Origin of the sequence: Streptomyces sp. A012304, from assembly GCF_026008495.1 — a bacterium.
Lineage (GTDB): Bacteria > Actinomycetota > Actinomycetes > Streptomycetales > Streptomycetaceae > Streptomyces.
The window spans coordinates 171,416-195,284 of record NZ_BQUN01000012.1 but is presented as its reverse complement, the minus strand read 5'-3'; the positions used below and the strand labels follow the sequence as shown (position 1 = coordinate 195,284).

22 protein-coding genes and 1 pseudogene are annotated in these 23,869 nt (G+C 72.9%); 10 read left to right on the top strand and 13 right to left on the bottom strand.

Annotated features, from left to right (window positions below):
• The first annotated feature begins 21 nt into the window (after positions 1-21).
• Both ALMP_RS03985 and ALMP_RS03980 read left to right on the top strand, forming a co-directional pair.
• Positions 22-2,566, top strand: a pseudogene (locus ALMP_RS03985) (M14 family zinc carboxypeptidase).
• Positions 2,567-2,576: 10 nt separating this feature from the next.
• Positions 2,577-3,725, top strand: a complete 1,149-nt coding sequence (locus ALMP_RS03980) for a serine hydrolase domain-containing protein (protein WP_264924653.1) — start codon at positions 2,577-2,579, stop codon at positions 3,723-3,725.
• A gap of 95 nt (positions 3,726-3,820) precedes the next feature.
• Here ALMP_RS03980 and ALMP_RS03975 read toward each other — a convergent pair whose 3' ends face one another.
• Positions 3,821-4,819, bottom strand: a complete 999-nt coding sequence (locus ALMP_RS03975) for an NADP-dependent oxidoreductase (RefSeq protein ID WP_264924652.1) — start codon at positions 4,817-4,819, stop codon at positions 3,821-3,823.
• Positions 4,820-4,942: 123 nt separating this feature from the next.
• Here ALMP_RS03975 and ALMP_RS03970 point away from each other — a divergent pair, with 123 nt between their 5' ends.
• The 3 genes from ALMP_RS03970 to ALMP_RS03960 all read left to right on the top strand — a co-directional run bounded on the left by ALMP_RS03970 (position 4,943) and on the right by ALMP_RS03960 (position 7,444).
• Positions 4,943-5,389: a MarR family winged helix-turn-helix transcriptional regulator gene (locus tag ALMP_RS03970; protein ID WP_264924651.1), complete on the top strand. Its 447-nt coding sequence runs from the start codon at positions 4,943-4,945 to the stop codon at positions 5,387-5,389.
• A gap of 47 nt (positions 5,390-5,436) precedes the next feature.
• On the top strand, positions 5,437-6,222 hold the full coding sequence (locus ALMP_RS03965) for an EI24 domain-containing protein (protein WP_264924649.1): 786 nt from the start codon (positions 5,437-5,439) through the stop codon (positions 6,220-6,222).
• 73 nt (positions 6,223-6,295) lie between these two features.
• Entirely contained in the window at positions 6,296-7,444 is a 1,149-nt protein-coding gene (locus ALMP_RS03960; RefSeq protein ID WP_264924648.1) for a winged helix DNA-binding domain-containing protein, read from the top strand.
• Here ALMP_RS03960 and ALMP_RS03955 read toward each other — a convergent pair.
• Both ALMP_RS03955 and ALMP_RS03950 read right to left on the bottom strand, forming a co-directional pair.
• Entirely contained in the window at positions 7,427-8,659 is a 1,233-nt protein-coding gene (locus ALMP_RS03955; RefSeq protein ID WP_264924647.1) for a pyroglutamyl peptidase, read from the bottom strand. The two genes, ALMP_RS03960 and ALMP_RS03955, sit on opposite strands and share 18 nt — an antisense overlap.
• Before the next feature lie 89 nt (positions 8,660-8,748).
• Positions 8,749-9,705: a LysR family transcriptional regulator gene (locus ALMP_RS03950; RefSeq protein ID WP_375803423.1), complete on the bottom strand. Its 957-nt coding sequence runs from the start codon at positions 9,703-9,705 to the stop codon at positions 8,749-8,751.
• A gap of 49 nt (positions 9,706-9,754) precedes the next feature.
• On the opposite strand from ALMP_RS03950, the gene ALMP_RS03945 reads away from it, so the two are divergent.
• Positions 9,755-10,162 carry a RidA family protein gene (locus ALMP_RS03945; protein ID WP_264924645.1) on the top strand — a complete coding sequence of 136 codons (408 nt, stop codon included), beginning with the start codon at positions 9,755-9,757 and terminating at the stop codon, positions 10,160-10,162.
• A 153-nt stretch (positions 10,163-10,315) separates the two neighbouring features.
• On the opposite strand, the gene ALMP_RS03940 is transcribed toward ALMP_RS03945, so the two are convergent.
• Positions 10,316-11,287, bottom strand: a complete 972-nt coding sequence (locus ALMP_RS03940) for an aldose epimerase family protein (RefSeq protein WP_264924644.1) — start codon at positions 11,285-11,287, stop codon at positions 10,316-10,318.
• Between the two features lie 15 nt (positions 11,288-11,302).
• The gene (locus ALMP_RS03935) at positions 11,303-12,196 is read right to left on the bottom strand and encodes an SGNH/GDSL hydrolase family protein (RefSeq protein ID WP_264924643.1); all 894 of its coding nucleotides are present in this window, start codon (positions 12,194-12,196) and stop codon (positions 11,303-11,305) included.
• A gap of 277 nt (positions 12,197-12,473) precedes the next feature.
• Here ALMP_RS03935 and ALMP_RS03930 point away from each other — a divergent pair, with 277 nt between their 5' ends.
• Complete coding sequence (locus ALMP_RS03930; protein ID WP_264924642.1) at positions 12,474-12,968, top strand: DUF3145 domain-containing protein; 495 nt, start codon at positions 12,474-12,476, stop codon at positions 12,966-12,968.
• 85 nt (positions 12,969-13,053) lie between these two features.
• On the opposite strand, the gene fabF is transcribed toward ALMP_RS03930, so the two are convergent.
• The 5 genes from fabF to fasR all read right to left on the bottom strand — a co-directional run bounded on the left by fabF (position 13,054) and on the right by fasR (position 18,010).
• A complete protein-coding gene (fabF, locus tag ALMP_RS03925) occupies positions 13,054-14,325 on the bottom strand; it encodes a beta-ketoacyl-ACP synthase II (RefSeq protein WP_264924640.1) in 1,272 nt (423 codons plus the stop codon).
• Between the two features lie 83 nt (positions 14,326-14,408).
• The gene (locus ALMP_RS03920; RefSeq protein WP_015660680.1) at positions 14,409-14,657 is read right to left on the bottom strand and encodes an acyl carrier protein; all 249 of its coding nucleotides are present in this window, start codon (positions 14,655-14,657) and stop codon (positions 14,409-14,411) included.
• Positions 14,658-14,773: 116 nt separating this feature from the next.
• The gene (locus ALMP_RS03915; protein WP_264924633.1) at positions 14,774-15,775 is read right to left on the bottom strand and encodes a ketoacyl-ACP synthase III; all 1,002 of its coding nucleotides are present in this window, start codon (positions 15,773-15,775) and stop codon (positions 14,774-14,776) included.
• A gap of 16 nt (positions 15,776-15,791) precedes the next feature.
• A complete protein-coding gene (locus tag ALMP_RS03910) occupies positions 15,792-16,715 on the bottom strand; it encodes an ACP S-malonyltransferase (protein WP_264924632.1) in 924 nt (307 codons plus the stop codon).
• A gap of 89 nt (positions 16,716-16,804) precedes the next feature.
• Complete coding sequence (gene fasR, locus ALMP_RS03905) at positions 16,805-18,010, bottom strand: fatty acid biosynthesis transcriptional regulator FasR (RefSeq protein WP_264924631.1); 1,206 nt, start codon at positions 18,008-18,010, stop codon at positions 16,805-16,807.
• Between the two features lie 96 nt (positions 18,011-18,106).
• On the opposite strand from fasR, the gene ALMP_RS03900 reads away from it, so the two are divergent.
• Positions 18,107-18,763 carry a pirin family protein gene (locus ALMP_RS03900; RefSeq protein ID WP_264924681.1) on the top strand — a complete coding sequence of 219 codons (657 nt, stop codon included), beginning with the start codon at positions 18,107-18,109 and terminating at the stop codon, positions 18,761-18,763.
• 7 nt (positions 18,764-18,770) lie between these two features.
• Here ALMP_RS03900 and ALMP_RS03895 read toward each other — a convergent pair whose 3' ends face one another.
• Entirely contained in the window at positions 18,771-20,576 is a 1,806-nt protein-coding gene (locus ALMP_RS03895; RefSeq protein WP_264924630.1) for a serine/threonine-protein kinase, read from the bottom strand.
• Positions 20,577-20,631: 55 nt separating this feature from the next.
• Positions 20,632-21,468: a serine hydrolase gene (locus tag ALMP_RS03890; protein WP_264924628.1), complete on the bottom strand. Its 837-nt coding sequence runs from the start codon at positions 21,466-21,468 to the stop codon at positions 20,632-20,634.
• 75 nt (positions 21,469-21,543) lie between these two features.
• On the opposite strand from ALMP_RS03890, the gene ALMP_RS03885 reads away from it, so the two are divergent.
• Complete coding sequence (locus tag ALMP_RS03885) at positions 21,544-22,002, top strand: MerR family transcriptional regulator (protein ID WP_264924627.1); 459 nt, start codon at positions 21,544-21,546, stop codon at positions 22,000-22,002.
• A complete protein-coding gene (locus tag ALMP_RS03880) occupies positions 21,999-23,015 on the top strand; it encodes an aldo/keto reductase (RefSeq protein ID WP_264924626.1) in 1,017 nt (338 codons plus the stop codon). The genes ALMP_RS03885 and ALMP_RS03880 overlap by 4 nt, the downstream gene beginning before the upstream one ends.
• Here ALMP_RS03880 and ALMP_RS03875 read toward each other — a convergent pair whose 3' ends face one another.
• Entirely contained in the window at positions 23,016-23,858 is an 843-nt protein-coding gene (locus ALMP_RS03875) for a DUF4429 domain-containing protein (RefSeq protein WP_264924624.1), read from the bottom strand. It lies immediately after the preceding gene.
• Between the last annotated feature and the right edge of the window lie 11 nt (positions 23,859-23,869).

The window sequence follows — 23,869 nt, the reverse complement described above, 5'->3', positions numbered from 1 at the left end:
AGGAAGTCAGAGGAGGTATGCGTGCGCACCACGAGAACCACCCCGGCACCGCCTGTCCTGATCGCCGCCCTCGCCCTCACCGCGACGGGCTCTCTTCTGCTCAGCCCCCAGCTCGCCACGGGCGCCGAACCGGGCCCGCCCACCCGCGACCGCGAGGCCGCGTCCGCCCCCGCCCGGTCCCCGCTGGCCACCGCCCGCCGGGCCCTCACCGCCCCCGCCCCCGTCCTCACCGCCCCGCGCGGCTACCCCCGGCAGCAGGTTCTCGCCCCCGACCCGGAGAACCCCGCCGACAAGTCCCTCAAGCTGGGCCTCGTCCCCTACCACGGCATCGCCCCCAAGCTGAACGCCCTTCAGGCCCTGGGCGACCGGGTCAGCGTGGAGGTCGTGGGCCGGTCGGCGGGCGGCCACCGGCTGTATCTGGTCACCGTCACGGCACCGGAGACGGTCCGTCAGGACGCCGCCCAGGAGCGGATGCGCAAGCTGATCGAGAACGCGCCCGCCGTCGCCGCCGCGGACCCCTCCCTGAAGTCGGCCTACAAGACGCCCGTCTTCTTCAACAACAACATCCACGGCAACGAGTGGGAGGGCACCGACGCCTCCCTGAAGCTCATCGAGCGGCTCGCCACCGCGCACGACGCGAGGACGAAGGACCTCCTCGCCCGCAGCCGGCTGTACTTCAACATCACCGCCAACCCGGACGGCCGGATCGCCGGGACCCGCGCCAACGCGGGCGGCTTCGACCTCAACCGGGACTTCGTCACCGCCTCGCAGCCCGAGGCACGCGTGATGCGGCAGATCCAGATCGACAAGCAGCCGGCCGTCATGCTCGACCTGCACGGCTACGTCAACGGCACTCTCATCGAGCCCACGACCCCGCCGCACGGCGAGAACTACGAGTACGACCTCTTCCTGAAGCACACCTACGCCAACGCCCTCCGCATGGAGTCCGCCGTCAACGACCTCGGCTACACCCCCGCGAAGGACGGTGTGGAGCCCGCGCAGATCCCGTTCCGGGACCAGGAGGAGGGCTGGGACGACTGGCCCCCCATCTTCACCCCGCAGTACGCGGCCTTCCACGGCACGGTCGCCGCGCACACCGTCGAGATCCCGCTCCAGGTGAACAACGCGGCCTACACCACACTGCCGCAGAGCGAACTGCGGCGCCGCTCCGCAGTCAACGTGGCCGTCGCGGGCGCCGCCCTGCGCGCCACCCTCGACTACGTCCGGGCCAAGGGGTCCGCGCTCGTCGCCGACCAGATCGAGGTGTTCCGGCGCGGGGCCGCCGGCGCCGCGCAGGTCCCGGTCTCGCCGCGGACCGTCCCCGGGGTCCCGGGCATCGGCCCGGAGGACGTCTACACGACCACCTTCCCCCGCGCGTACGTCCTTCCGGCGGGCAGGACCGCCACCGCTACCGCCCGCCTCGTCGGCCACCTGCTCGCCAACGACGTCCGCGTCACCCGCGCCGCGCTGCCCTTCCGGCTCGGCGGACGGACGTACCCCAAGGGCTCCTACGTCGTCGACATGCGCCAGCCCAAGCGGGGCCTGGCGAACGTGCTGCTCGCCGACGGGCGGGACATCAGCGACAAGGTGTCGGTGATGTACGACATCTCGGGCTGGAGCCTGGGCCGGCTGTGGGGGGGCGGACGTGGTCGCCGTGCCCGGCGGCTCCCTGGCGGGGGCGCCCCTGCGGCCGGTGACCGAGGCCGCCCCGGCCGGCACGGTCGCCCCGCGCGGCGACCTGCGGCTGCGCCTGGACGACCCGAACGCGGTCGCCGCGCTCAACTCGCTGCTGCGGCAGGGGGTCGCGGTACGGCGGGCCGCCGACGGCAGCGTGATCGTGCCCGCGTCGGCACGGTCCCGGGCGGTGGCGCTCGCCCGGACGTACGGCGTGGCCTTCACCGCGACCTCCCTCACCGGCACCACCCCGCTGCACCGGGTCCGGGTCGCCGCCGCCGTCACGCCCGGTGAGCTGTTCGCGCTGCGGGAGATGGACTTCGACGTCACACCGGTCTCGACGGCCGTCCTCGACGCCGGTTTCGACTGGTCGTCGGTGGATGTGCTGTTCGTGTCGACCGGGCTGAACCGGGCCGCCCTGACCGAGTCCGCCCGGACCGCGCTGGACGCCTTCCTCGCCGGGCACGGTCTGGTCGGGCGGGGCGCCGGCGGCGCCGCGGTCGCCACCGGAGCCGGGCTGCTGGACGTCCGGGTCGTGCAGGGCGACGCGAACGCCAACGGCGTGGTGCGCGTGGTCAACACGGGCCCGGTGACGGCCGGCGCCCCGGACCACGGGTTCGTCTACGCGCCGGTCTGGTTCACCGCTCTCGGGCCCGGGGTACGCGTCGAGCAGTCGTACGCCTCGGGGAACCCGCTCGTCTCGGGCCACTGGCGGGCCCTGGCCGACGGCTCGGGCGGTCCGGCCGCCGCGGCCGGGCAGCCGGCGGTCGTCAGCGGGCCGCACGCTGTCCTGTTCGGCACGGAACCCCTTTTCCGGGACCATCCCAAAGGGTCGTTTCCGCAGGTCGCGCAGGCTTTGATCACCATGGCACACGCAAGCAGCGGTCAGTAGAGGAGAGCGGATGACACAGCAGATCCAGGGCAGCGTCGCGGACGGTTTCGAAGCGGTGCGCGAGGAGTTCACCGCGTTCGTGGCGCAGGAGCGCCCCGACTACGAGGGGCAGCTGTGCGCGTACGTGCACGGCCGCCGGGTCGTCGACCTGTGGGCCGGGGACGGCGCCGCCGACTCCCTCTACGGCGTGTTCTCGTCCACCAAGGGCGCCGCGCACCTGGTGGTCGCGCTCCTCGTCCAGGAGGGCACCCTGGAGCTGGACCGCAAGGTCACCTACTACTGGCCGGAGTTCGCCGCCGAGGGCAAGGGCGCGCTGACCCTGCGCGAGCTGATCGCGCACCGGGCCGGGGTGGTGGGCACCGACGGCGGGTTCTCACCGCAGGAGCTGGCCGACGACCGGCTGATCGCCGAACGCCTCGCCGACCAGCGGCCGTTCTGGCGTCCGGGCACCGCCTTCGGCTACCACGCGCTGGTCCTGGGCGCCCTCACCGGCGAGGTCGTACGGCGGGCCACGGGCCGTACGCTCCAGGAGGTGTACGAGGAGCGGGTGCGCGCCTCGTACGGGCTGGACTTCTTCCTCGGGCTGCCGCGCGCGCACGAGCCGCGCTTCCGCTCCGCGCAGCCGATGGCGCCGACCGCCGAGCAGCGGGTGCTGCTGGACTCGCTGCCCGACGGGCCGGGGTCACTGGCGGCCATCGCCTTCAACCGGCACGCCGCCGAGCCGACCGACCTGGAGCTGCTGCCGAACGATCCGCTGATCCGCGCCAAGGGCCCGGCGTCGGTGGGCGGGGTGGCCTCGGCGCGCGGGCTGGCCGGGCTGTACGCGGCGGCGATCAGCGAGGTCGACGGGAAGGCGCCGCTGCTGAAGGAGGACACGGCGGCGGAGTTCGCCCAGTTCCACTCCGTGGGCTACGACCTGGTGACGCGCGCCCACAGGTCGTACGGGCTGGGTTTCCAGGCGCCTGCGGACACCTGGTACCCGTTCCTCGGGGCGGGGGCGTTCGGGCACAGCGGGGCGGGCGGCTGCCAGGCCTTCGCGGACCCGCGCAGCGGGCTGGCCTACGGGTACGCCCGGCGCCGGTTCGCCTTCCCGGGCGGGGCGGCACCGGAGAACGAACGGCTGGTGGCCGCGGTGCACCGGGCGGCGTCGGCCGTCTGACCGGCGGCAGGGTGAAGGCCGCACCCCACGTCCAAGGGTGCGGCCTTCGTCGTACGCAACGACCGCCTCGGACCTGCGTCACGGTCCGGCGGGAGTCAGAGCTTGACGATCATCTTCCCGGTGTTGTCGCCGCGCAGGACGCCGAGGAACGCCTCCAGGTTGTTCTCGATGCCCTCGACGACCGTCTCGCGGTACTTCAGCTCACCCGAGGCGACCCACGGGCCGACCTCCTGGACGAACTGCGGCTGGAGGTCGTAGTGGTCGCCGACCAGGAAGCCCTCGATGCGGCCGCGCGTCTGGATGAGACGGGCGAGGTTCTTCGGGCCGGGGGCGGGCTCGGTGTTGTTGTAGACGGAGATCATGCCGCAGACGGCGATCCGGCCGTCCCGGTTGAGGGAGCCTATGGCGGCCTCCAGGTGGTCGCCGCCGACGTTGTCGAAGTAGACGTCCACGCCGTCGGGGGCGGCCTCGCGCAGCTGTTCGCTCACGGGACCGTTCTTGTAGTTGAAGGCGGCGTCGAAGCCGTACTCCTCGACGAGGAGCTTGACCTTCTCGTCGGAACCGGCCGAGCCGATGACCCGGGAGGCGCCCTTCAGCCGGGCGATCTGACCGACCTGGCTGCCGACGGCACCCGCCGCGCCCGAGACGAACACCGAGTCGCCCTCCTTGAAGGCGGCGGTGCGCAGCAGGCCGGCGTAGGCGGTGAGACCGGTCATGCCGAGCACACCGAGGTACGTCGACAGCGGCGCGGCGTCGGCGTCGACCTTGACGGCGTTCTTCGCGTCCACGGCGGCGTACTCGCGCCAGCCGAAGAAGTGCAGGACGTGGTCGCCGACGGCGATGCCCTCGGCCTCGGAGGCGACGACCTCGCCGACCGCGCCGCCCTGCATGACCTTGCCCAGCTCGAACGGGGCGACGTACGACTTGGCGGCGCTCATCCGGCCGCGCATGTACGGGTCGACCGAGAGGTACTTGTTCCGTACGAGCACCTGGCCCTCACCGGGGGTCGGGACCTCCGCCTCGACCAGGGCGAAGTCCTCGGGCTTGGGCCAGCCCTCGGGGCGGCTGAGCAGGTGCCATTCGCGGTTGATCATGGGGGGTGCCTTTCCTGGTCTACTTCCGTACCCGGCTTGCTTCAGTACCCGTTTGTTTCAGTACCTGAAACAACCATGCTCCTGAATATTTCAGGATGTCAAGTAAACGGGTACCCTGAATCCATGGCCGCATCACAGAAGTCCCCCCGCCCCGACCCCCTGACCATGGAAGTCGTCGAGCTGATCGGCGAGGTCGTGGCCCGCTACCACGAGGACTACGAGACCGCCGCCACCGCCCACCACCTCACCGGCGCCCAGGCCCGCCTCCTCGGCCTGCTCTCGCTGGAACCACTGCCGATGCGCAAGCTCGCGGTCCGCCTGAGATGCGAGCCGTCCAACGTCACCGGCATCGTCGACCGCCTGGAGGCCCGCGGCCTGGTCGAGCGCCGCCCCGACCCCGCCGACCGCCGCGTGAAACTGGCCGCGGCCACCGACGAGGGCCGCCGTGTCGCCAAGGGCCTGCGCGAGTCCCTGCGGTTCGCCCGCGAGCCGCTGGCGGGGCTGGCCGAGGAGGAGCGGGTGGTGTTGCGGGGGCTGCTGCGGAGGATGCTGGAGGCGGAGGACGCCTGACCCTCCGCGACTGCGGATGAAATGCACACGACCGATAGAGTTCGGCCATGCGCGATCTCGGGGTGGGTTTCAAGTACCTGATGAGGGGCCAGCGATGGGTGGCCCGGCACGGCAAGCAGTACGGTTTCGGGCTGGTGCCCGGCCTGATCACCCTCGTGCTCTACCTGGCGGCGCTGGTGTCGCTCGCGGTGTGGGGCGGGGACTTCGTGGCCTGGGCGACACCGTTCGCCGACGACTGGTCGAGCCCCTGGCTCGGCCTGTTCCGCGGGCTGCTGACGGTGGTGCTGTTCGCGCTCGCCCTGCTCCTGGCCGTGCTGACCTTCACCGCCGTCACACTGCTCATCGGCCAGCCCTTCTACGAGAGCCTCTCCGAGACCGTCGACCGGGACGTCTCGCCCGACGGCACGGCGCCCGAGTCGCAGCTGCCGCTCTGGCGCGAGCTGTGGATCTCGGCCCGCGACAGCCTGCGCGTCCTGGGCAGGGCGCTGTGCTGGGCGGTGCTGCTGTTCGCCCTCGGGTTCATCCCCTTCCTCGGACAGACGGTCGTCCCGGTGATCGGCTTCTTCGTCACCGGCTTCTTCCTCACCGAGGAGCTGACCTCCGTCGCCCTCCAGCGCCGGGGCGTCGACCTGCGCGCCCGGCTCGCCCTGCTGCGCTCCCGCAGGACGCTGGTCTGGGGCTTCGGCACGCCCCTGGGTCTGGCCTTCCTGGTGCCGTTCGTCGCCGTGTTCCTGATGCCGGGCGCGGTCGCGGGCGCCACCCTCATGGCCCGCGACCTGCTCGGCGAGGAGACCCGGGAGGACAACGCCGACGTCAAGCAGGTCGCCGCGTGACCGAGCGGTCCAACCGCCCGGTCCCGCCGGGCCCGGGTACCGGCCCGGCCCTCGCGCCGGCGCGGTGACCGCCATGGACGTCGTCACCGCCGACGGACTCAACCGGGCCACCCTGGCCCGCCAGCTCCTGCTGCGGCGGGAACCCCTGGAGGTCACGGAGGCGGTCCGCCGGGTCGTCGCCCTCCAGGCGCAGGACCCCGCGTCGCCGTACCTCGCCCTGTGGAACCGGATCGACGGCTTCCGGCCGGCCGACCTGGACGAGGCGTTCACCGCCCGTACGGTGGTCAAGGCGACCCTGATGAGGATCACCCTGCACGCCGTCCACGCCGACGACCACCGCCCCTTGCGCGGCGCGATGCAGCGCACGCTGTACGCCTCCCGCCTCGGCCACCGCTTCGCCGCGGCCGGACTCACCCCCGCCGACGCGGAGGAACTGGTCCCGCGGCTGCTGGAGTTCACCGCGCGGCAGCGCACCACCGCCGAGATCGACACCTGGCTGGAGAACCGGCTCGGCCCGGAGAAGAAGGCCGGCGCATGGTGGGGCCTGCGCGGATACGCCCCGCTCCTGCACGCCCCCACCGGCGGCCCCTGGTCCTTCGGCACCCGTCCGTCGTTCGTCGCGGCCCCCACCGGCCCGCCGCCGACCGGAAAGGACGTGGATCCGCAGGGCCTGCGCACCCTGATCCTGCGCTACCTCGCCGGGTTCGGACCGGCGACGGAGGCCGACATCGCCCAGTTCGCCCTGATCCACCGGGGTCCGATCCGCGAGGCCCTGCGCGCCCTGGACGGCACGCTGGAACGCCTGGCGACCGCCGACGGGACCCCGCTGCACGATCTGCCGGGCGCCCCGCGCCCACCCGCCGACACCCCTGCCCCGCCACGCCTGCTGCCGATGTGGGACAGCGTCCTGCTGGCCTACGCCGACCGGTCCCGGGTGATTCCGCCCGAGTACCGCAAGCTGGTCACCCGCGTCAACGGGGACGTCCTGCCGACGCTCCTCGTCGACGGCCGGGTGGCGGGCGTGTGGCGCCCGGTGGACGGCGGCATCGAGGCACGGGCCTTCCGTCCGCTCGCCCCCGAGGCGTGGCAGGGCCTGGCGGCCGAGGCCCGCTCCCTGACCGCCCTGCTCGCCGACCGCGGCCCCGCCGTTCACGGCCGCCACAACCACTGGTGGGCCAAGCTGCCGCCCGCCGCCGAGGTGCGCCTACTGGGCCCCGCCTGAGCCGACGGCCACCGCCAGGATCGCCCGCACCTGGGCGACGATGTCCAGCCGGTTGCGCACGAACTCCGGATCGGTCACCTCGGTGGTGTTGCCCGCCCCGAACTGGAGCACCGGCGTGTGCACATGACCGCCCGGCAGACCGGCGCCCAGCCCGAGCCGGTCGCGCAGCAGCGTCGCCCGGTAGGCGATCTCGTTGGAGAGGTAGTCCCCGCCGCCCCCGGCCCGCGCCACCGACCCGGGCGTCGGCCCGTCCGGCCGTACGACGGCCCCCGTGCCTCCCGCCGGGATCTCGGTCACGCTCGTGTTGTCGTACACCGGGAACCGGCCGGTCCGCGCCGCCACGATCCGCGCGTACGGCAGGGTCGTCGTCGTCCACTGCGGCTGCGCGGCCGGACCGCAGACCGGGATCGTCTCCGTCCGGCTCACGTTGTCGTTGTCCGGGAAGCCGCCCCGCCAGGCCCCGTTGGTCCGCTCCACGTCGAACCGCCCGACGCGGCCCTGACTGACCGTCGCGAACAGGTCGAGGTGCCCCAGGTGCGGCCGCAGGGTACGCTCCACCGTCCCCTCCGCGAAGTCCCGCCACCGCACCGGGAACACGGCCGTCTCCACCCGCGCCGGCCCGTCCGCCGTCTCGATCACCGTGCCGTCGAGAGCGAGCGCCGTCGCCCCCGAGGGGTTGGAGATACGGATGTCGCTGTCCAGGGTGAACGGGTCGAAGCCGGTGACCAGCACCCGCTTCAGCCCTTTGGCGTGCGGATACCGGATGTCGTCCTGGCCGCGCGAGGCGCGCTCCAGGGAGTCGAGCAGCGCGGCCCGCTCCCGGTCGCCGAGCGCGAACTCGGGCTGCCAGGCGCGCACTTCACGCGTCATGCCGAGCCGCGCCCAGTACAGCGGCCGGTCGTCGTCCCGGCTGAGGTCACCACCGGCCGGGCCCCGCCCCTGCGCCCGGTCCACGGCCCGCCGCCACAGCGCCGACCCTTCCCGGACCACCACCCGGCGGGCCTGCTCGTAGGAGCGCGCGGCCGTCAGCAGCCGGGCGAAGCGCGGGGCGACCCCGTCGAACCCGGACCGGGCGAGGATCTCCCGCGGCACGGCCCGCTCCAGCCGCTGCTCCTCGACGGTGGGCGCGGCCGCGGAAGCGGCGGACGCGGTGCCGACGGGGCAGGAGAAGCCGGCCAGCACGGCCAGCCCGACGACACCGACGCGAACTCTCATGGAGGGCAAGGGGATTGTGTCCTTCCGTCGCTGGAGCGTGGGGGAAGCGTGGTACGGGACGCCGGGAAGTATCCCGTGCCGCGAGCGACTTACGCCATGCCACCCGCCCCGGAGGGCGGGATGGTGGTCGCCGCCTCCCTCAGGGCGGTCACGAACGTCTCCACCGCCGGGGGCGGCGGGCGGTCCCGGACCGTCGCCGCGTACACCGCCCGTGCCGGTGCCCCCTCGTCCCGTACCGGGAGCAGCGCCACGTCCGGGCGTACGGAGGCGGCGGCGAGGGCCGGGACCAGGGCGACGCCGAGGCCGGCGGCCACGTACCCCTGCTTGGCGGTCCACTCCGCGACGACGTGCGCCACCCGCGGCCGGAAGCCCGCGCGCAGCGCCGCGTCGAGCAGGGTGCCCTCGGGGCGGGGACCGCCGGAGACCCAGTCGGCGTCGGCGAATCGCCCGAGCCGCACCGGCCCGGCCAGACCGGCGAGGGGATGGCCGGCCGGAACGGCGACGTACAGCGACTCGTCGAGCAGGTGGTGCAGGGCGAACGAGTCCAGCGGGGCGCGGCCCGTCGTCGATACCACCGCCACATCGAGGTGGCCGTCGGCCAGCCGGTCCAGCAGGGCGGGGGTCAGCCCCTCCTCGCGGGTGACGCGGACCCCGGGACGGCGGGCCCGGAAGGCGGCCAGCGCCCGCGGCACCAGCGCCGCGTCCGCCGTGGCGAACGCTCCGAACCGCAGCCGGCCGCCCGTCCCCTCGCGCAGCGCGGCCAGCTCCCGCCGAGCCCCGCCCAGCGCCTGCGCGACCGACTCCGCGTACGGCACCAGCACCCGGCCCGCCTCCGTCAGCCGCACCCCGCGGGGCAACCGGTCGAACAGCGGGTCCCCGCCGAACGCCGCCTCCAGCGAGGCGATCTGACGGGACACCGCCGACTGCGTCCAGCCCAGGGTCCGCGCGGCGACCGTGAACGAACCGTGGCGGGCCACCTCCAGGAAGGCGCGCAGCCAGACCGAGGAGACATCGGGCGCGGTATGCGGATCATGCATGGCGGCCATGCTAGACATTCGCTTGTCGCACCGGAGTGCCCGTCCTAGCGTCGACGCCATGCAGATCACGGTCGACAGCCCCGCCTCCGCGCCCCAGCCGCTCAGCCCCTACTACTCCCAGGTCGCCCGCGTCGAACACGCCGACGGCAGCGCCCTGTTGTTCCTCTCCGGTCAGATCGCGGAGGGCGCCGGCCTCGCCGAGCAGACCCAGGGCGTCTTCGAGACCATCGACGCCCTCCTGCGGGCCCATGGGGCGACCCTCGCGGACGTGATCAACATCCGGACCTACCTGACCGACATCACGGCCCTCGAGGAGTACGGCACCGTACGCCGGCGGTTCCTCACCGGCACCCCGCCCACCAGCATGACCTTCGAGGTCCCACGACTGTTCCGGCCGGAGGCCCTGGTGGAGGTGGAGGTCGTCGCGGCGGTCGGCCCCCGCCCGGCGGCCTGCGGTTCTTTGTGAAGGGTTCGTACGAAATCCAAGTGGGTAGGACGATCCCGGACCGCAGGACGGCCGCGACGATTAACGTCGAAGACGGCACTCCTCGCCAGGACCAGCCCCGGTCCGGGACCTGACCCCTGGACCGGGGCTCGTGCGTTCCCGCGCGCCGCGCCCCTACCGCGCCGAGAAGCCGTACACCGTCTCCGACCGGTACACCGCGCCCGGCCTGAGCACGGTGCCCGGGAAGTCCGGGCGGTTCGGGGAGTCCGGGAAGTGCTGGGTCTCCAGCGCGACGCCGGCCCCGGGACCGAAGGGCTCACCCAGGTGGTCGGCGGTGTACACCTGGACGCCCGGCTCGGTCGTCGCCACCGTCAGCACCCGCCCGGAGACCGGGTCGTGCAGCTCCGCGACCTCCACGGGCGCGTCCGTGACGCCCTTGTCGAGCACGAAGTTGTGGTCGTAGCCCGCGCCGACCGCGCGGGCCGTGCGGAAGTCGAAGCGGGTGCCGGCGACCGGCGCGAGCTCACCGGTCGGGATCAGGTCGGCGTCGACCGGCGTGTACCGGGAGGCGGCCAGCCGCAGCTCGTGACCGCCCGCGCCGCCCGAGCCCGCGAGGTTCCAGTACGTGTGGTTCGTCAGGTTCACCACCGTCGGCGCGTCCGTCACCGCCTCGTAGGCGATCCGCAGCGCACCCGACTCCTCCAGCGTGTAGGTCGCCGAGACCTCCAGCCGGCCCGGGAAGCCCTCCTCGCCGTCCGGACTGACCCGGCTCAGCCGCAGCCCGTGCGCGACCGGCTCCACGTCCCACACCCGCTTGTCGAAGCCCCGCTCGCCGCCGTGCAGCGAGTTGGGCGCGTTGTTCGGCGCGAGCGGGCGGGTCACCCCGTCCAGGTCGAAACGGGCGTGGGCGATCCGGTTGGCGTAGCGGCCGATCAGCGCCCCGACGTAGGGCTCCGGATGCCCGACATAGCCGTCCAGATCCGCGAACCCCAGCACCACGTCCGCCGTGCCCCCGTCACGGTCAGGGATCTCCACCGACTGCACGATCCCGCCGTACGACAGGACCCGCACCCGTACGCCCGCCCGCTCCAGGGTCCAGCGGTGCACCGGGGTGCCGTCGGAAAGTGTGCCGAAGTGTTCGCCCATGAGCGGAACCCTAAGTCACGCGGTTCTGGCGGTGATCTTCCGGTAGGCGATCTCGGCCAGCCGGGCCTGCCCGTCCTTGCTCGGGTGGAACCAGTCCCACTGGCTCAACTGGTCCGTGCCGAACCGGTACTGGTACACCGCCCCGCCGTCGAAACGGCACCGCAGGTCCTTGGCGCAGACCTCCTTCAACACGGTGTTGTAGTCCTCCACCCGCTTGCGCACCGTCTCGCGCCGCAGGTTCGCCGCCGGGTCCAGCGCGTCCGCGTCGCCCAGCATCGACGGGCAGATGCCCAGCTTCCACACCTGCTTGCCCAGCACATTGGTCCGCCCCTGCGACCACAGCCGCTTCAGGTTCGGCACGCTCGCCACATACACCTGCGTCTTCGGCGCGGCCCGGCGCAGCGTGCGCATCGCCGCCTCGAACTGCGTGCGGAAGTCCGCCACCGACGTCATCGCGTCGGTGGAGTCCCGGCAGGCGTCATTGGCCCCCGCCATCACCGTCACCAGCTCCGGTCCGTGTGCCGCGGCCCGCGTCATCTGCGCCGCCAGGTCCGCCATCCGCGAACCGGTCACCGCGTGGTTCCAGCTGTGCGTCGCCGCCTTCGACGCGCCCAGCAGCCGTACCGCCAGACTCTTCACCTCGGCGCTGCCGCCGGTCGCCCAGGACACCTCCGGGCAGTCCGACAGGATCGAGCAGGCGTCGAAGCCGCGGGTGATGGAGTCGCCCACCGCGGCGATGGAGGCCGGGCTGCTGTCCCACACCGGGGTCGGCGACGGCGACGGCCGCGGCGCCCGCGAGCCCGACGACTGCGGTTCCTCCCCGCCCAGGACGTCACAGCCGGCCGCGCCCAGCACGGCGGCCGCCGTCACGGCGACGACCGCCCGCGAACCGTGGCTTCGCTTCCGCATCCCCTGGTGTCCCCTCGGTCGTCCGGCATGCCCCCGGCCGGACGAGTCGCCGGCCCACCCATGACAACGTGCGGGAGTTCCCGAGTCCCACAAGAAGCAACTGAACGCGCCCGCACAGGCGTCCTGCCGGGTGAATGGCGGGCGTTTCGCGGCACCGGGACCGACGGTACGTCACACTCCTTGCGCCGTCGCACGGTAGCCTCGCCATCAACGCGGCTGCCCCGCCACCGCCGCCATGCCAGCCTGCAAGCCTGTCCCGCTCTGCCCGGAGGTCCCGGTGACGACACGTGGAGTTCTGTACGTGCACTCCGCGCCGCGCGCGATGTGCCCGCACGTCGAGTGGGCCGTCGCCGGGGTGCTCGGCACGCGCGTCAACCTCGACTGGATCCGGCAGCCCGCCGCCCCCGGCACCTGGCGTTCGGAGTTCTCCTGGCAGGGCCAGGCCGGCACCGCCTCCAAACTCGCCTCCGCCCTGCGCGGCTGGCACCTGCTGCGCTTCGAGGTCACCGCCGAACCCTGCGCCACCGCCGAGGGCGAGCGCTACAGCTGCACCCCCGACCTCGGCATCTTCCACGCCGTCACCGGCATCCACGGCGACATCCTCATCCCCGAGGACCGCCTGCGCGCGGCCCTGCTGCGCAGCCAGCGCGGCGAGAGCGACCTGGAGGCCGAGCTGTCCAAGCTCCTCGGCAAGCCCTGGGACGACGAACTGGAGCCGTTCCGGTACGCGGGCGAGGGCGCGCCGGTGCGCTGGCTGCACCAGGTGGTCTGACAGGTGGTCCGGCACATGGCCCGGCCCCGCGGCATGAAAAGGGCCCCCACCTCGCGGTGGGGGCCCTTCACGTTCTCGCCGTCCGTCAGACCGTCCGGAACGCCAGCACGACGTTGTGACCGCCGAACCCGAACGAGTCGTTGAGCGCGGCGATACGGCCCTCGACGGGCAGCTTGCGCGCCTCGCCCCGCACGATGTCCGCGTTCGCCTCGGCCTCGGGGTCGAGGTTGTCGACGTTGATGGTCGGCGGAGCCACCCGGTGGTACAGCGCCAGCACCGTCGCGACGGTCTCGACACCGCCCGCGCCACCGAGCAGGTGACCGGTCATCGACTTGGTCGCCGAGACCGCGATGTGGTCGGCGTCGTCGCCGAAGACCTTGCGCAGTGCCTTCAGCTCGGCCACGTCACCGGCCGGCGTCGACGTCGCGTGCGCGTTGACGTGCACGATCTCCGCCGGGTCCAGGTCGGTGCGCTCCAGCAGGTTCTGCAGGGCGTGCGAGATGCCACGGCCCTCGGGCTCCGGCTGCACGATGTCGTGGCCGTCGGCGGAGATGCCCTGCCCGACCGCCTCCGCGTAGACACGGGCCCCGCGCTTGGCGGCGTGCTCGGCGGACTCCAGGACGATCACGCCGGCACCCTCACCCATGACGAAGCCGTCGCGGGCGGTGTCGTAGGGACGGGAGGCGCCCTGCGGGTCGTCGTTGTTCTTGGACATCGCCATCATGTTGCCGAACGCGGCGATGGGCAGCGGGTGGATCGCCGCCTCCGTACCACCGGCGACGACCACGTCGGCGCGGCCGGTACGGATCATCTCGATGGCGTAGCCGATGGCCTCGGCACCCGACGCGCACGCCGAGACCGGCGTGTGCACGCCCGCGCGGGCACCGACGAGCAGACCCACGTTGGCGGAGGGGCTGTTCGGCATCAGCATGGGCACGGTGTGCGGGGAGACCCGGCGGACGCCCTTCTCCTTCAGCACGTCGTACTGGTCGAGAAGGGTGGTCACACCACCGATGCCGGAGGCGATGACCGCGCCGAGCCGGTCCGGGTCGACGCTGCCGTCCTCACCGGCCCGGCCGTCGAAACCGGCGTCCTTCCACGCCTCCTGAGCCGCGATCAGCGCGAACTGCGCCGAGCGGTCCAGCTTGCGGGCCTGCGGCCGCGGGATGACCTCGGTCGGCTCCACGGCCACCGGTGCCGCGATACGGACGGCCTGCTCGGCCGCCCACTCCTGCTCCAGGGCCTTGACACCGGACTTGCCGGCGACCAGACCCTCCCAGGTAGAGGCTGCGTCGCCACCCAGCGGTGTGGTTGCGCCGATACCGGTGACGACCACGGTGCGATTGGTCGGGCTCACGGGAATTCTTTCTCCAACGATCGGGATTCAGCGGCGCCACCGCCGGGTGGCGGGGCCGGTCAGCGTCCGGCCCAAGCAGGGGCTCAGGCCTGGTGCTTGAGGATGTAGTCGGTCGCGTCGCCGACCGTCTTGAGGTTCTTGACGTCCTCGTCGGGGATCTTGACGTCGAAGCGCTCCTCGGCGGCGACGACGACCTCGACCATGGACAGCGAGTCGACGTCCAGGTCGTCGGTGAAGGACTTGTCCAGCTGGACGTCCTCAACCGGGATGCCGGCGATCTCGTTCACGATGTCGGCGAGACCGGCGACGATCTCTTCCTGAGTGGCGGCCATCTTGGCGCTCCTTCGTTTTCGTTCCAGAGGGTGTGGCGCCCGCCGCGTCAGCGGCAGGTGGTGCTGCGTTTCCCGCGTCGGACCCCGCGTCGACCGCATGATCCGGCACGGAGTGCCTAGGGGAGGGTAACGACCGTCGCGGCGTACACGAGACCCGCCCCGAATCCGATGACGAGCGCGGTGTCGCCGCTCTTCGCCTCGCCGGTCGCCAGGAGCCGCTCCATCGCGAGCGGGATCGAGGCGGCCGAGGTGTTGCCGGTGGTGCGTACGTCACGGGCGACCGTGACGGACTCCGGCAGCTTGAGAGTCTTCACCATCGAGTCGATGATCCGCTCGTTGGCCTGGTGCGGGATGAAGACGTCCAGGTCGGCCGCGGTGATGCCGGCCGCGTCCAGCGCCTCCTTGGCGACCTTCGCCATCTCGAACACGGCCCAGCGGAAGACCGCCTGGCCCTCCTGCGTGATGGCGGGGAAGCGGGCGACGTCGCCGTCGCGGTAGTCCGTCCACGGCACGGTCTGCTTGATGGTCTCCGACTTGTCGCCCTCGGAGCCCCAGACCGTCGGGCCGATCCCCGGCTCGTTGGCCGGGCCGACCACGACCGCGCCCGCGCCGTCACCGAACAGGAAGGCCGTCGCCCGGTCCTCCAGGTCGGTCAGGTCCGACAGCCGCTCCACGCCGATGACCAGCACGTACTCGGCGGATCCCTCCACGACCATGCCCTTGGCGAGGGTCAGGCCGTAGCCGAAGCCCGCGCAGCCGGCCGAGATGTCGAAGGCGGCGGCCTTGGCCGTGCCGAGCTTGTCGGCGATCTCGGTGGCGACGGCCGGGGTCTGCTTGAAGTGCGAGACGGTCGACACGACCACCGCGCCGACCTGCTCGGCGGTGATCCCGGCGTCCGCGATCGCCTTGCCCGCCGCCTCGATCGACATGGCGGCGACGGTCTCCTCGTCGTTCGCCCAGTGCCGCGTCTCGATGCCGGAGCGCGAGCGGATCCACTCGTCGGACGAGTCGATCGTCTCGAGGATCACCTCGTTGGGCACCACACGGGTGGGGCGGTAGCCGCCCACGCCGAGGATGCGCGCGTACGGGGCGCCCTTGCTGGGCTTGATCTTCGGCATGATCGTCGGCTCCTTGTCAGGCAGTGTGCTCGGCGATGACCTCGCGGGCCGCGTCGAGATCGTCGGGGGTCTTCAGCGCGAGCGTCTTCACGCCGGGCAGGGCGCGCTTGGCGAGACCGGTGAGCGTGCCGCCGGGGCACACCTCGATCAGCGCGGTGACACCGAGCTCCTTGAAGGTCTCCATGCACAGGTCCCAGCGGACCGGGTTGGCGACCTGCCCGACGAGCCGCTCCAGCACCTCGGAGCCGGTGGCGACGGTCTGCCCGTCCTTGTTGGAGACGTACGTGACGGCCGGGTCGGCGGGCGTGAGCTCCTTGGCGGCGCCGGCCAGCGTCTCGACCGCGGGGGCCATGTGGTGGGTGTGGAAGGCGCCGGCGACCTTGAGCGCGACGACCTTGCGGACGCCCTCGGGCTTGTCCTCGTTCAGCGCGGTGAGCTGTTCGAGCGTGCCGGCGGCGACGATCTGCCCCGCGCCGTTGATGTTCGCCGGGGTCAGGCCCAGCTTCTCCAGGTGCGCGACGGAGACCTCCGGGTCGCCGCCGAGCAGCGCCGACATGCCGGTCTCGGTGATCGCGGCGGCCTCGGCCATCGCCAGGCCCCGGGTGCGGACCAGGGTCAGCGCCGCGGTGTCGTCGAGGACGCCCGCGAAGGCGGCGGCGGTGATCTCACCGACGCTGTGCCCCGCGACGGCGCCGGGCGCGATGTCCGCGATGTCACCGAGTGCCGAGGCGGACAGCAGTCCGGCCGCGACCAGCAGCGGCTGGGCCACCGCGGTGTCGCGGATGGCGTCCGCGTCGGCCTGCGTGCCGTAGTGGGCGAGGTCCAGGCCGATGGCGTCCGACCAGGCGGCCACGCGGTCGGTGGCACCGGGCAGTTCGAGCCAGGGGGTCAGGAAGCCGGGCGTCTGGGCGCCCTGGCCGGGAGCGACGAGTACGAGCACTCTCACACTCTCTCTTGAGGGCGGCCACGGCCGCCCGTGGGGACAGGGACGAAGAACGGCAGGGGGTTTTGTGGGTCCTCGACAAAACGCTAGCTCTGGGGATCTCCGTCGATCAGACGCCCCAGGATCAGCGCGATGCGCAAGGTGAACGCCGAGCGTACATCCGAAGGCGACCAACCGGTGACGTCAGTCACACGTCGAAGCCGGTAGCGCACGGTGTTGGGATGGACGAACAGCATCCTCGCCGCACCCTCCAGACTGGACGCCTGTTCGAGGTAGACGGAGAGTGTCTCCAATAGCGCCGAGCCGGCCTCCTCCAGCGGTCTGTAGATCTCCTCCACCAACTGTTCGCGCGCGCTGGGATCACCGGCGATCGCACGTTCCGGAAGGAGATCGTCCGCCAGGACCGGCCGTGGCGCGTCCTGCCACGCCGAACAGGCCTTGAGCCCGGCCGCCGCCGCCTGCGCCGACCGGGTCGCGGCCAGCAGGTCGGGCACCACGGGCCCCGCGACGACCGGGCCCGCGGCGTACGGCCCGATCAGCGACTTGGCCACGGCGAGCGGGTTGTCGCTGCCGCCCGCGATGACCACCAGCCGGGCCCCCAGCACCCCGGTGAGCACCTGGAGCTTGGCGTGCCGGGCGGCCCGCCGGATCGCCTCCACGGTCAGCTCGGAATCGCCGTCGGGGGCGGTGCCGAGCACCACGCACACATGCTCCGGCGAGTTCCAGCCGAGCGCGGCGGCCCGGCTGACGGCGCCCTCGTCGGCCTCCCCGCTCAGCACGGCGTTGACGACCAGCGACTCCAGCCGCGCGTCCCAGGCACCGCGCGCCTCGGCGGCCTGCGCGTACACCTGCGCGGTGGCGAAGGCGATCTCGCGCGCGTACACGAGCAGCGCCTCGCGCAGCACGCTCTCGTCGCCCGGCGCCGCGGCCTCGTCGATCGCGGACTCCATGACCTCGATGGTGGTGCGCACCATCTCCACGGTCTGCCGCAGCGTGATGGCCCGGGTCAGCTCGCGCGGCGCGGTCCCGAAGACGTCGGTGGAGATGGCCTGCGGGGCGTCCGGCCGCCGGAACCACTCCGTGAAGGCCGCGATGCCAGCCTGGGCGACCAGTCCGATCCAGGAACGGTTCTCCGGGGGCATCGCCCGGTACCACGGCAGGGTCTCGTCCATGCGCGCGATGGCCTGGGCGGCGAGACTGCCGGAGGACTTCTCCAGCCGCTTCAGCGTCGCCGAGTGCGGGTGGACGCCGTGCGCTGCGGGTTCGGTGTGGCTGGCTTCGGGTTCGGGCACGGGGACAAGACTGCCTTATCGGGACGTGAGCGTGTGCCGCCGGGGTCGCCCGTGGAGGGCCCGCACCAGCGGGGACGGGTCTACCGTGGTCCCGTGATGGACGTACGCCGCGCCGACGGGCGCTATCCGGGCGGGGACCCGGCCGCGGGCATCCGGACGCGGCACGCCTTCTCCTTCGGGTCCCACTACGACCCGGACAACCTCCGCTTCGGCGCGCTGATCGCCTGCAACGAGGAGCGGCTCGCGCCCGGCGCCGGCTTCGACGAGCACCCGCACAGCCACACCGAGATCGTGACCTGGGTGGTGGAGGGCGAGCTGACCCACCGCGACTCGGCCGGACACGAGACGCTGGTGCGCCCTGGGGACGTGCAGCGGCTCAGCTCCGCGGGCGGGGTGCGGCACGTCGAGCGCAACGACGGCCCGGTGCCGCTGACCTTCGTGCAGATGTGGCTGAGCCCGCTGGAGCCCGGCGGCGACCCGTCCTACGAGATCGTCCGCGGCATCGCCGACTCCACCCCGTACGCCGTCCCCGGGGCGGGCGCGATGCTGCATGTGCGGCGGCTCGCGACGGGGGAGCGGACGGCGGTGCCGGACGCGGCGTACATGTACGCGCACGTGGTGCGCGGTGTCGTACGGATCGGTCCGCACGAGCTGGGGCCCGGGGACGCCGTGCGGGCCGCCGGGGAGAAGGACCTGGAGCTCCTCGCGGCGGCGGGCCCGGCCGAGGTGCTGCTGTGGGAGATGTCGGCGTGAGCGGCGCTCACCCCTCGGCGTCGGGGTCCTCGGCGTTGCGCCAGATCGTCAGGTCCAGCGAGACGTAGTCGCTCGGGTCGCTCTCGGGCGCGCTGCCCCTGTAGGTGACCAGGGCGATGTGCCCGGAGCCGGTGTGCACGCAGAACTGCGAGCCCTTGGAGAGCTGGGAGAGCGAGACGCTCTCGGCGTACCGGGTCTCCTCGCGGCAGGTCTTCAGCGAGCCCTGCTGGGCGTTGTTGAGCAGGACGATCCTGTCGTTGCCGCTGCGCAGCTCGTCGTCGTAGTGGGACAGGTCGCTGGAGTAGAAGTTGCCCTCGTCGTCCTTCGGCCTGGGCGGCGAGTCCGCGAACTGCACGTAGTAGCCGTCGGGGATGTTGATGCCCCGGTAGCTGACCGGCTTGGGGTCGGGCAGCGGCTTGGCGCTCGCGCTGCCCGACGCGCTCCCGGAGCTGCCCGAGGAGCCATCCGAGGAGTCGCCCAGGCCCTTGAGGACGGAGGCGCAGCTGCTGAGCCAGAACAGGCCCATCACCGCCGCTATGCCGATCCCGATCCACTTGCCGACGTTGTTCCGCTTGGGCGGCACCGGGAGCGGCCGCCAGCCCGGCTGCCGGCCGAACGCCGGCGGCGCGGGCGCGGCCGGCGGGCCGTACGACGGCTGGTGGTGGACGGCGGGCCCGTAGCCGACGGGGCCGGGCGCCGGCGGCACATGGGGGGCCGCCGCCGTGGGCGCCGCGTGGATCGGCGCGGCCGGGGGCGCGGCGGGCGGTACGGGCGTCGCGGGGGTGTGCGCCACCGGGGCCGCGTGCGGCTGGGTGACCGGGGCGGTGGGCGCCGGGGCCGCGTTCGGCTGGGTGACCGGGGCGGTGGGCGCGGGGGCCGCCGTCGCCGTCGGGGTCGCCGCCAGCGCGGCCGACGCCGACACCCGCTGGGTGATCTGCTCGGTGATCGCCTCCGGCAGCCACGACCCGGACTGGCGCAGCGGCGTGGGCGACGCCTCCTGGCACAGGGTGATGATCTCGGCGGGGGAGGGCCGCTCGGCCGGCTCCTTGGCCAGGCAGCGGGCGATGAAGGCGAGTTGTCCGGGGAGCCCGCGGAGGTCGGGCTCCTCGTGCACGATCCGGTACAGCACCGCGTGCGAGGGGCCGTCCCCGTACGCCCCCGTGCCGCGCCCCGCGAACGCGGCCACCTGGCCGAGGGCGAACACGTCCGACGCGGGCGTGATCGGCTTGCCGGCGGCCTGCTCGGGCGACATGAAGGCGGGGGTGCCGATGGAGACGCCGGTGCCGGTCAGCGCCGTCGCGTCGGCGGCCCGGGCGATGCCGAAGTCGATCACGCGCGGGCCGTCGGAGGCGAGCAGCACGTTGGACGGCTTGAGGTCGCGGTGCACGATGCCCGCCCCGTGGATCACCGACAGCGCCTCCGCCATCCCCGCGAGCAGCAGCAGGACCGACGGCACCGGCAGCGGCCCGTGCTCGCCGACGGCGGAGGCCAGCGAGGGGCCGGCCACATAGGCGGTGGCCAGCCACGGCTGGGCGCCCTCGGTGTCGTAGTCGATGACCGGCGCGGTGTACAGGCCCTGCACCCGCTGCGCGGCCTGCACCTCCTGCTTGAACCGGCGGCGGAACTCGGGGTCCTCGGTCAGCTCCGGCCGGATGGTCTTGAGGGCGATGGGATGACCGCCGGGCGTGTACGACAGGTACACCGTGCCCATGCCGCCCGAGCCGAGCCGTGCCGCGAGACGGTAGCCCGCCACCGTCGTCGGGTCGCCGCTCTCCAACGGACGGAACTGACCGCCCGGTCGCGCCCCTGCCATCGCTCTCCCCCGAGATCCACATAGGTGTTGTGAAGAGGGAGGTTAGCCGAGGGGATCAGCGTGCCGTACCGGAGCCCTTGACCTCCGCGAGGACCGCGTCCGTGAAGCCGGGCCACGCCTCGACCGCCCACGGTCCGAACGCGCGGTCCGTCAGCGCGATCCCCGCGAGGCCCGCGTCCGGGTCGATCCACAGGAACGTACCGGACTGCCCGAAGTGCCCGAACGTCCGCGGCGAGGACCAGCTGCCCGTCCAGTGGGGGGACTTGGAGTCCCGGATCTCGAAGCCCAGCCCCCAGTCGTTGGGGTTCTGGTGGCCGTACCCCGGCAGCACGCCCTTCGTGCCCGGGTACTGCACGGTCATCGCCGCCGCCACCGTGCGCGCGTCCAGCAGCCGGGGCGCCTGCACCTCCGCCGCGAACCGCAGCAGGTCCTCGACCGTCGACACCCCGTCCTTCGCGGGGGAGCCCTCCAGCGAGGTCGCCGTCATGCCCAGCGGCTCCAGCACCGCCTGCCGCAGGTACTCGGCGAAGGGGATGTCCGTCGCCTTCGCGATGTGGTCGCCGAGCTGTTCGAACCCGGCGTTGGAGTACAGTCGCCGCTCACCGGGCGCCGCCGTCACCCGGTGCTCGTCGAAGGCGAGCCCGGAGGTGTGGGCGAGCAGATGACGGACCGTCGCCCCGGGCGGCCCGGCCGGCTCGTCCAGCTCGATCGCCCCCTCCTCGTACGCGACGAGCGCGGCGTACGCGGCGAGCGGCTTGGTGACCGAGGCCAGCGGGAAGCGCCGCCCGACGGGGCCGTGGGTGCCCAGGACCGTACCGTCGGCCCGTACGACACCCGCCGCGGCGGAGGGGACCGGCCAGTTCTCGATCAGGGTGAGGCTCTTCAGCGACATGGCACGAGCCTACCTTCGGACTTCTTACCCGTTTCGCTTGCTTGGAGCGCACTCCAAGGTCATAGCGTGGTGGCCATGACGGTGTTGCAGACCACGCCCGTGACCACCGAACAAGCGCATCCCGCGGACATCTGCTCCGCCCCGCCCCGGCGGCATCCCCGCCCTGACGGGCAGGACAGCTACACGATCAGTGAGGTGGTCGCCTTCACCGGCCTGACGGCGCACACCCTGCGCTGGTACGAGCGGATCGGGCTGATGGCCCACGTCGACCGCTCGCACACCGGCCAGCGCCGCTACAGCAACCGCGACCTGGACTGGCTCGACCTCGTCGGGAAGCTGCGGCTGACCGGCATGCCGGTCGCCGACATGGTCCGGTACGCCGAGCTGGTCCGTGAGGGCGACGGCACGTACGACGAGCGGCGCGAGCTGCTGGAGGAGACCCGCCGGGACGTCCGGGCGCGGATCGCGGAACTCCAGGACACGCTCGCCGTGCTCGACCGCAAGATCACTTTCTACTCCGGGGGGAACCGATGACCGACCGCACGATCCCGACGGCACCGCTCGGCGAGGACGGCCCCGAGGTCGGCGTCCAGGGCCTCGGCTGCATGGGCATGAGCTTCGCGTACGGCCCCTCCGACGCGCGGGAGTCCCGGGCCACGCTGGAACGCGCCTTGGAGCTGGGCGTCACTCTTTACGACACGGCGGACGCCTACGGCGCCGGCGACAACGAGCGCTTCCTCGCCCCGTTCTTCAAGGCCCACCGCGACGAGGTGGTGATCGCCACCAAGTTCGCCCTGTCGATCCCGCCGGACGACCCCACGCGGCGCGTGATCCGCAACGACCGCCCCTACCTCCGCCAGGCCGTCGAGGACAGCCTGAAGCGCCTGGACGTCGACGTCATCGACCTCTACTACATGCACCGGCGCGATGTGAACGTACCGATCGAGGAGACCGTCGGCGCGATGGCCGAGCTGGTGCGCGAGGGCAAGGTCAAGCACCTGGGCCTGAGCGAGGTCACCGCCGCCGAGCTGCGCGCGGCACAGGCGGTGCATCCGATCGCGGCAGTGCAGTCGGAGTGGTCGCTGTTCAGCCGGGACATCGAGGACCAGGTGGTACCGGCCTGCCGGGAACTCGGCGTGACCCTCGTCCCGTACTCCCCGCTCGGCCGGGGCTTCCTCACCGGCTCCTTCACCGACGCCGACCGGGACCTCACCGCCGACGACTTCCGCCGGCAGCAGCCCCGCTTCACCGGTGAGAACGCGGCGGCGAACGCGGCCCTGCTCGACCCGGTCCGCCGGGTCGCCCGGGCCCACGACGTCTCGCCGGCCCAGATCGCCCTGGCCTGGGTCCAGCAGCAGGCCCGCGTCCACGACCTGCCGGTCGTCCCGATCCCGGGCACCCGCAGGCCGGGCAGGGTGGAGGAGAACGTGGCGGCGGTGGCCGTCGAGCTGACGCGGGAGGAGCTGTCCCTGCTGGAGCCGATCGCGGACCAGGTGGCGGGGGACCGCTACGCCGACATGACGTTCACCTCCGCCGGCCGGGAGTGATCACAGCTCCGCCAGCAGCTCCGCCTTCTTCACGGAGAACTCCTCGTCGGTGACCAGCCCGGCCCGGTGCAGCTCCCCGAGTTGGCGGATCCGCTCGGCGACGTCCGCCGGGTCACGCCGGGCGCCGGTGGCCGCGACCGCTGCCACCGGCCCCCGGACGCGCACCGCCGCCAGGACCGCCGCCGCGAACGGCAGCGACTCGTGCACCGGCCCGTACCCCAGACCGAATACCACGGCCGCCGGATCATGGTCCGCCTGCGCCGGCGCGCTCTCGCCGCGCAGCAGCCGCAGATACCCCTCGAACACCTCCGGCGACCGCCACTCCACCCCGCTCAGTTCGGACACCGCGAAGCTCTGGTCGCCGGCCTTCCACTTCGCCGACGACGCCCCCGTCCAGAACCACCGGAAGTGCACGGTCCGCCCGTCGAAGGACGCCTTCGCGTCGTACGCCTTGAACGACAGCGGCACCGGGGGCGCGGCCACCAGGAACCGTTCCGCCGGCCCGGGCCCGGTCAGCCGGGCGCGCAGCTCGTCGGCGTAGTACTCGGCGAGCACCTCCCGCTCGGCCGGCAGCACCAGCCGGTAGGGATCGGCGGGCTCCTTCAGCTGTCCCGCCGCCGCCTCGATCAGCGGATCGGCGCCCGCCCGTGGTTCCACACGCAGCACGACGGTCCCGCGCTTGCCGGGTTCGAGCGTCACCCCCGCGATCGCCGCCAGGGGGATGCGGCGCTCCCCGAGCGCCGCCAGCAGCTTGGGTGTGCGCAACCCCCGTTCGTAGCGGATGAGGACGGAGTCGGACTCGAACTCCCAGGCGGCATGAAATCCGGCCAGTACGTCACCCATGCGGCTCATCG

Bases quoted from the DNA above. Each gene is read 5' to 3' on its own strand.
- ALMP_RS03955 (WP_264924647.1), bottom strand. From the start codon at position 8,659: ATGAGAGTTCGCGTCGGTGTCGTCGGGCTGGCCGTGCTGGCCGGCTTC.
- ALMP_RS03980 (WP_264924653.1), top strand. From the start codon at position 2,577: ATGACACAGCAGATCCAGGGCAGCGTCGCGGACGGTTTCGAAGCGGTG.
- ALMP_RS03890 (WP_264924628.1), bottom strand. From the start codon at position 21,468: ATGTCGCTGAAGAGCCTCACCCTGATCGAGAACTGGCCGGTCCCCTCC.
- ALMP_RS03965 (WP_264924649.1), top strand. From the start codon at position 5,437: ATGCGCGATCTCGGGGTGGGTTTCAAGTACCTGATGAGGGGCCAGCGA.
- ALMP_RS03895 (WP_264924630.1), bottom strand. From the start codon at position 20,576: ATGGCAGGGGCGCGACCGGGCGGTCAGTTCCGTCCGTTGGAGAGCGGC.
- ALMP_RS03935 (WP_264924643.1), bottom strand. From the start codon at position 12,196: ATGCGGAAGCGAAGCCACGGTTCGCGGGCGGTCGTCGCCGTGACGGCG.
- ALMP_RS03920 (WP_015660680.1), bottom strand. From the start codon at position 14,657: ATGGCCGCCACTCAGGAAGAGATCGTCGCCGGTCTCGCCGACATCGTG.
- ALMP_RS03975 (WP_264924652.1), bottom strand. From the start codon at position 4,819: ATGATCAACCGCGAATGGCACCTGCTCAGCCGCCCCGAGGGCTGGCCC.
- ALMP_RS03970 (WP_264924651.1), top strand. From the start codon at position 4,943: ATGGCCGCATCACAGAAGTCCCCCCGCCCCGACCCCCTGACCATGGAA.
- ALMP_RS03880 (WP_264924626.1), top strand. From the start codon at position 21,999: ATGACCGACCGCACGATCCCGACGGCACCGCTCGGCGAGGACGGCCCC.
- ALMP_RS03900 (WP_264924681.1), top strand. From the start codon at position 18,107: ATGGACGTACGCCGCGCCGACGGGCGCTATCCGGGCGGGGACCCGGCC.
- ALMP_RS03915 (WP_264924633.1), bottom strand. From the start codon at position 15,775: ATGCCGAAGATCAAGCCCAGCAAGGGCGCCCCGTACGCGCGCATCCTC.
- ALMP_RS03960 (WP_264924648.1), top strand. From the start codon at position 6,296: ATGGACGTCGTCACCGCCGACGGACTCAACCGGGCCACCCTGGCCCGC.
- ALMP_RS03950 (WP_375803423.1), bottom strand. From the start codon at position 9,705: ATGGCCGCCATGCATGATCCGCATACCGCGCCCGATGTCTCCTCGGTC.
- ALMP_RS03885 (WP_264924627.1), top strand. From the start codon at position 21,544: ATGACGGTGTTGCAGACCACGCCCGTGACCACCGAACAAGCGCATCCC.
- ALMP_RS03945 (WP_264924645.1), top strand. From the start codon at position 9,755: ATGCAGATCACGGTCGACAGCCCCGCCTCCGCGCCCCAGCCGCTCAGC.
- ALMP_RS03940 (WP_264924644.1), bottom strand. From the start codon at position 11,287: ATGGGCGAACACTTCGGCACACTTTCCGACGGCACCCCGGTGCACCGC.
- ALMP_RS03875 (WP_264924624.1), bottom strand. From the start codon at position 23,858: ATGGGTGACGTACTGGCCGGATTTCATGCCGCCTGGGAGTTCGAGTCC.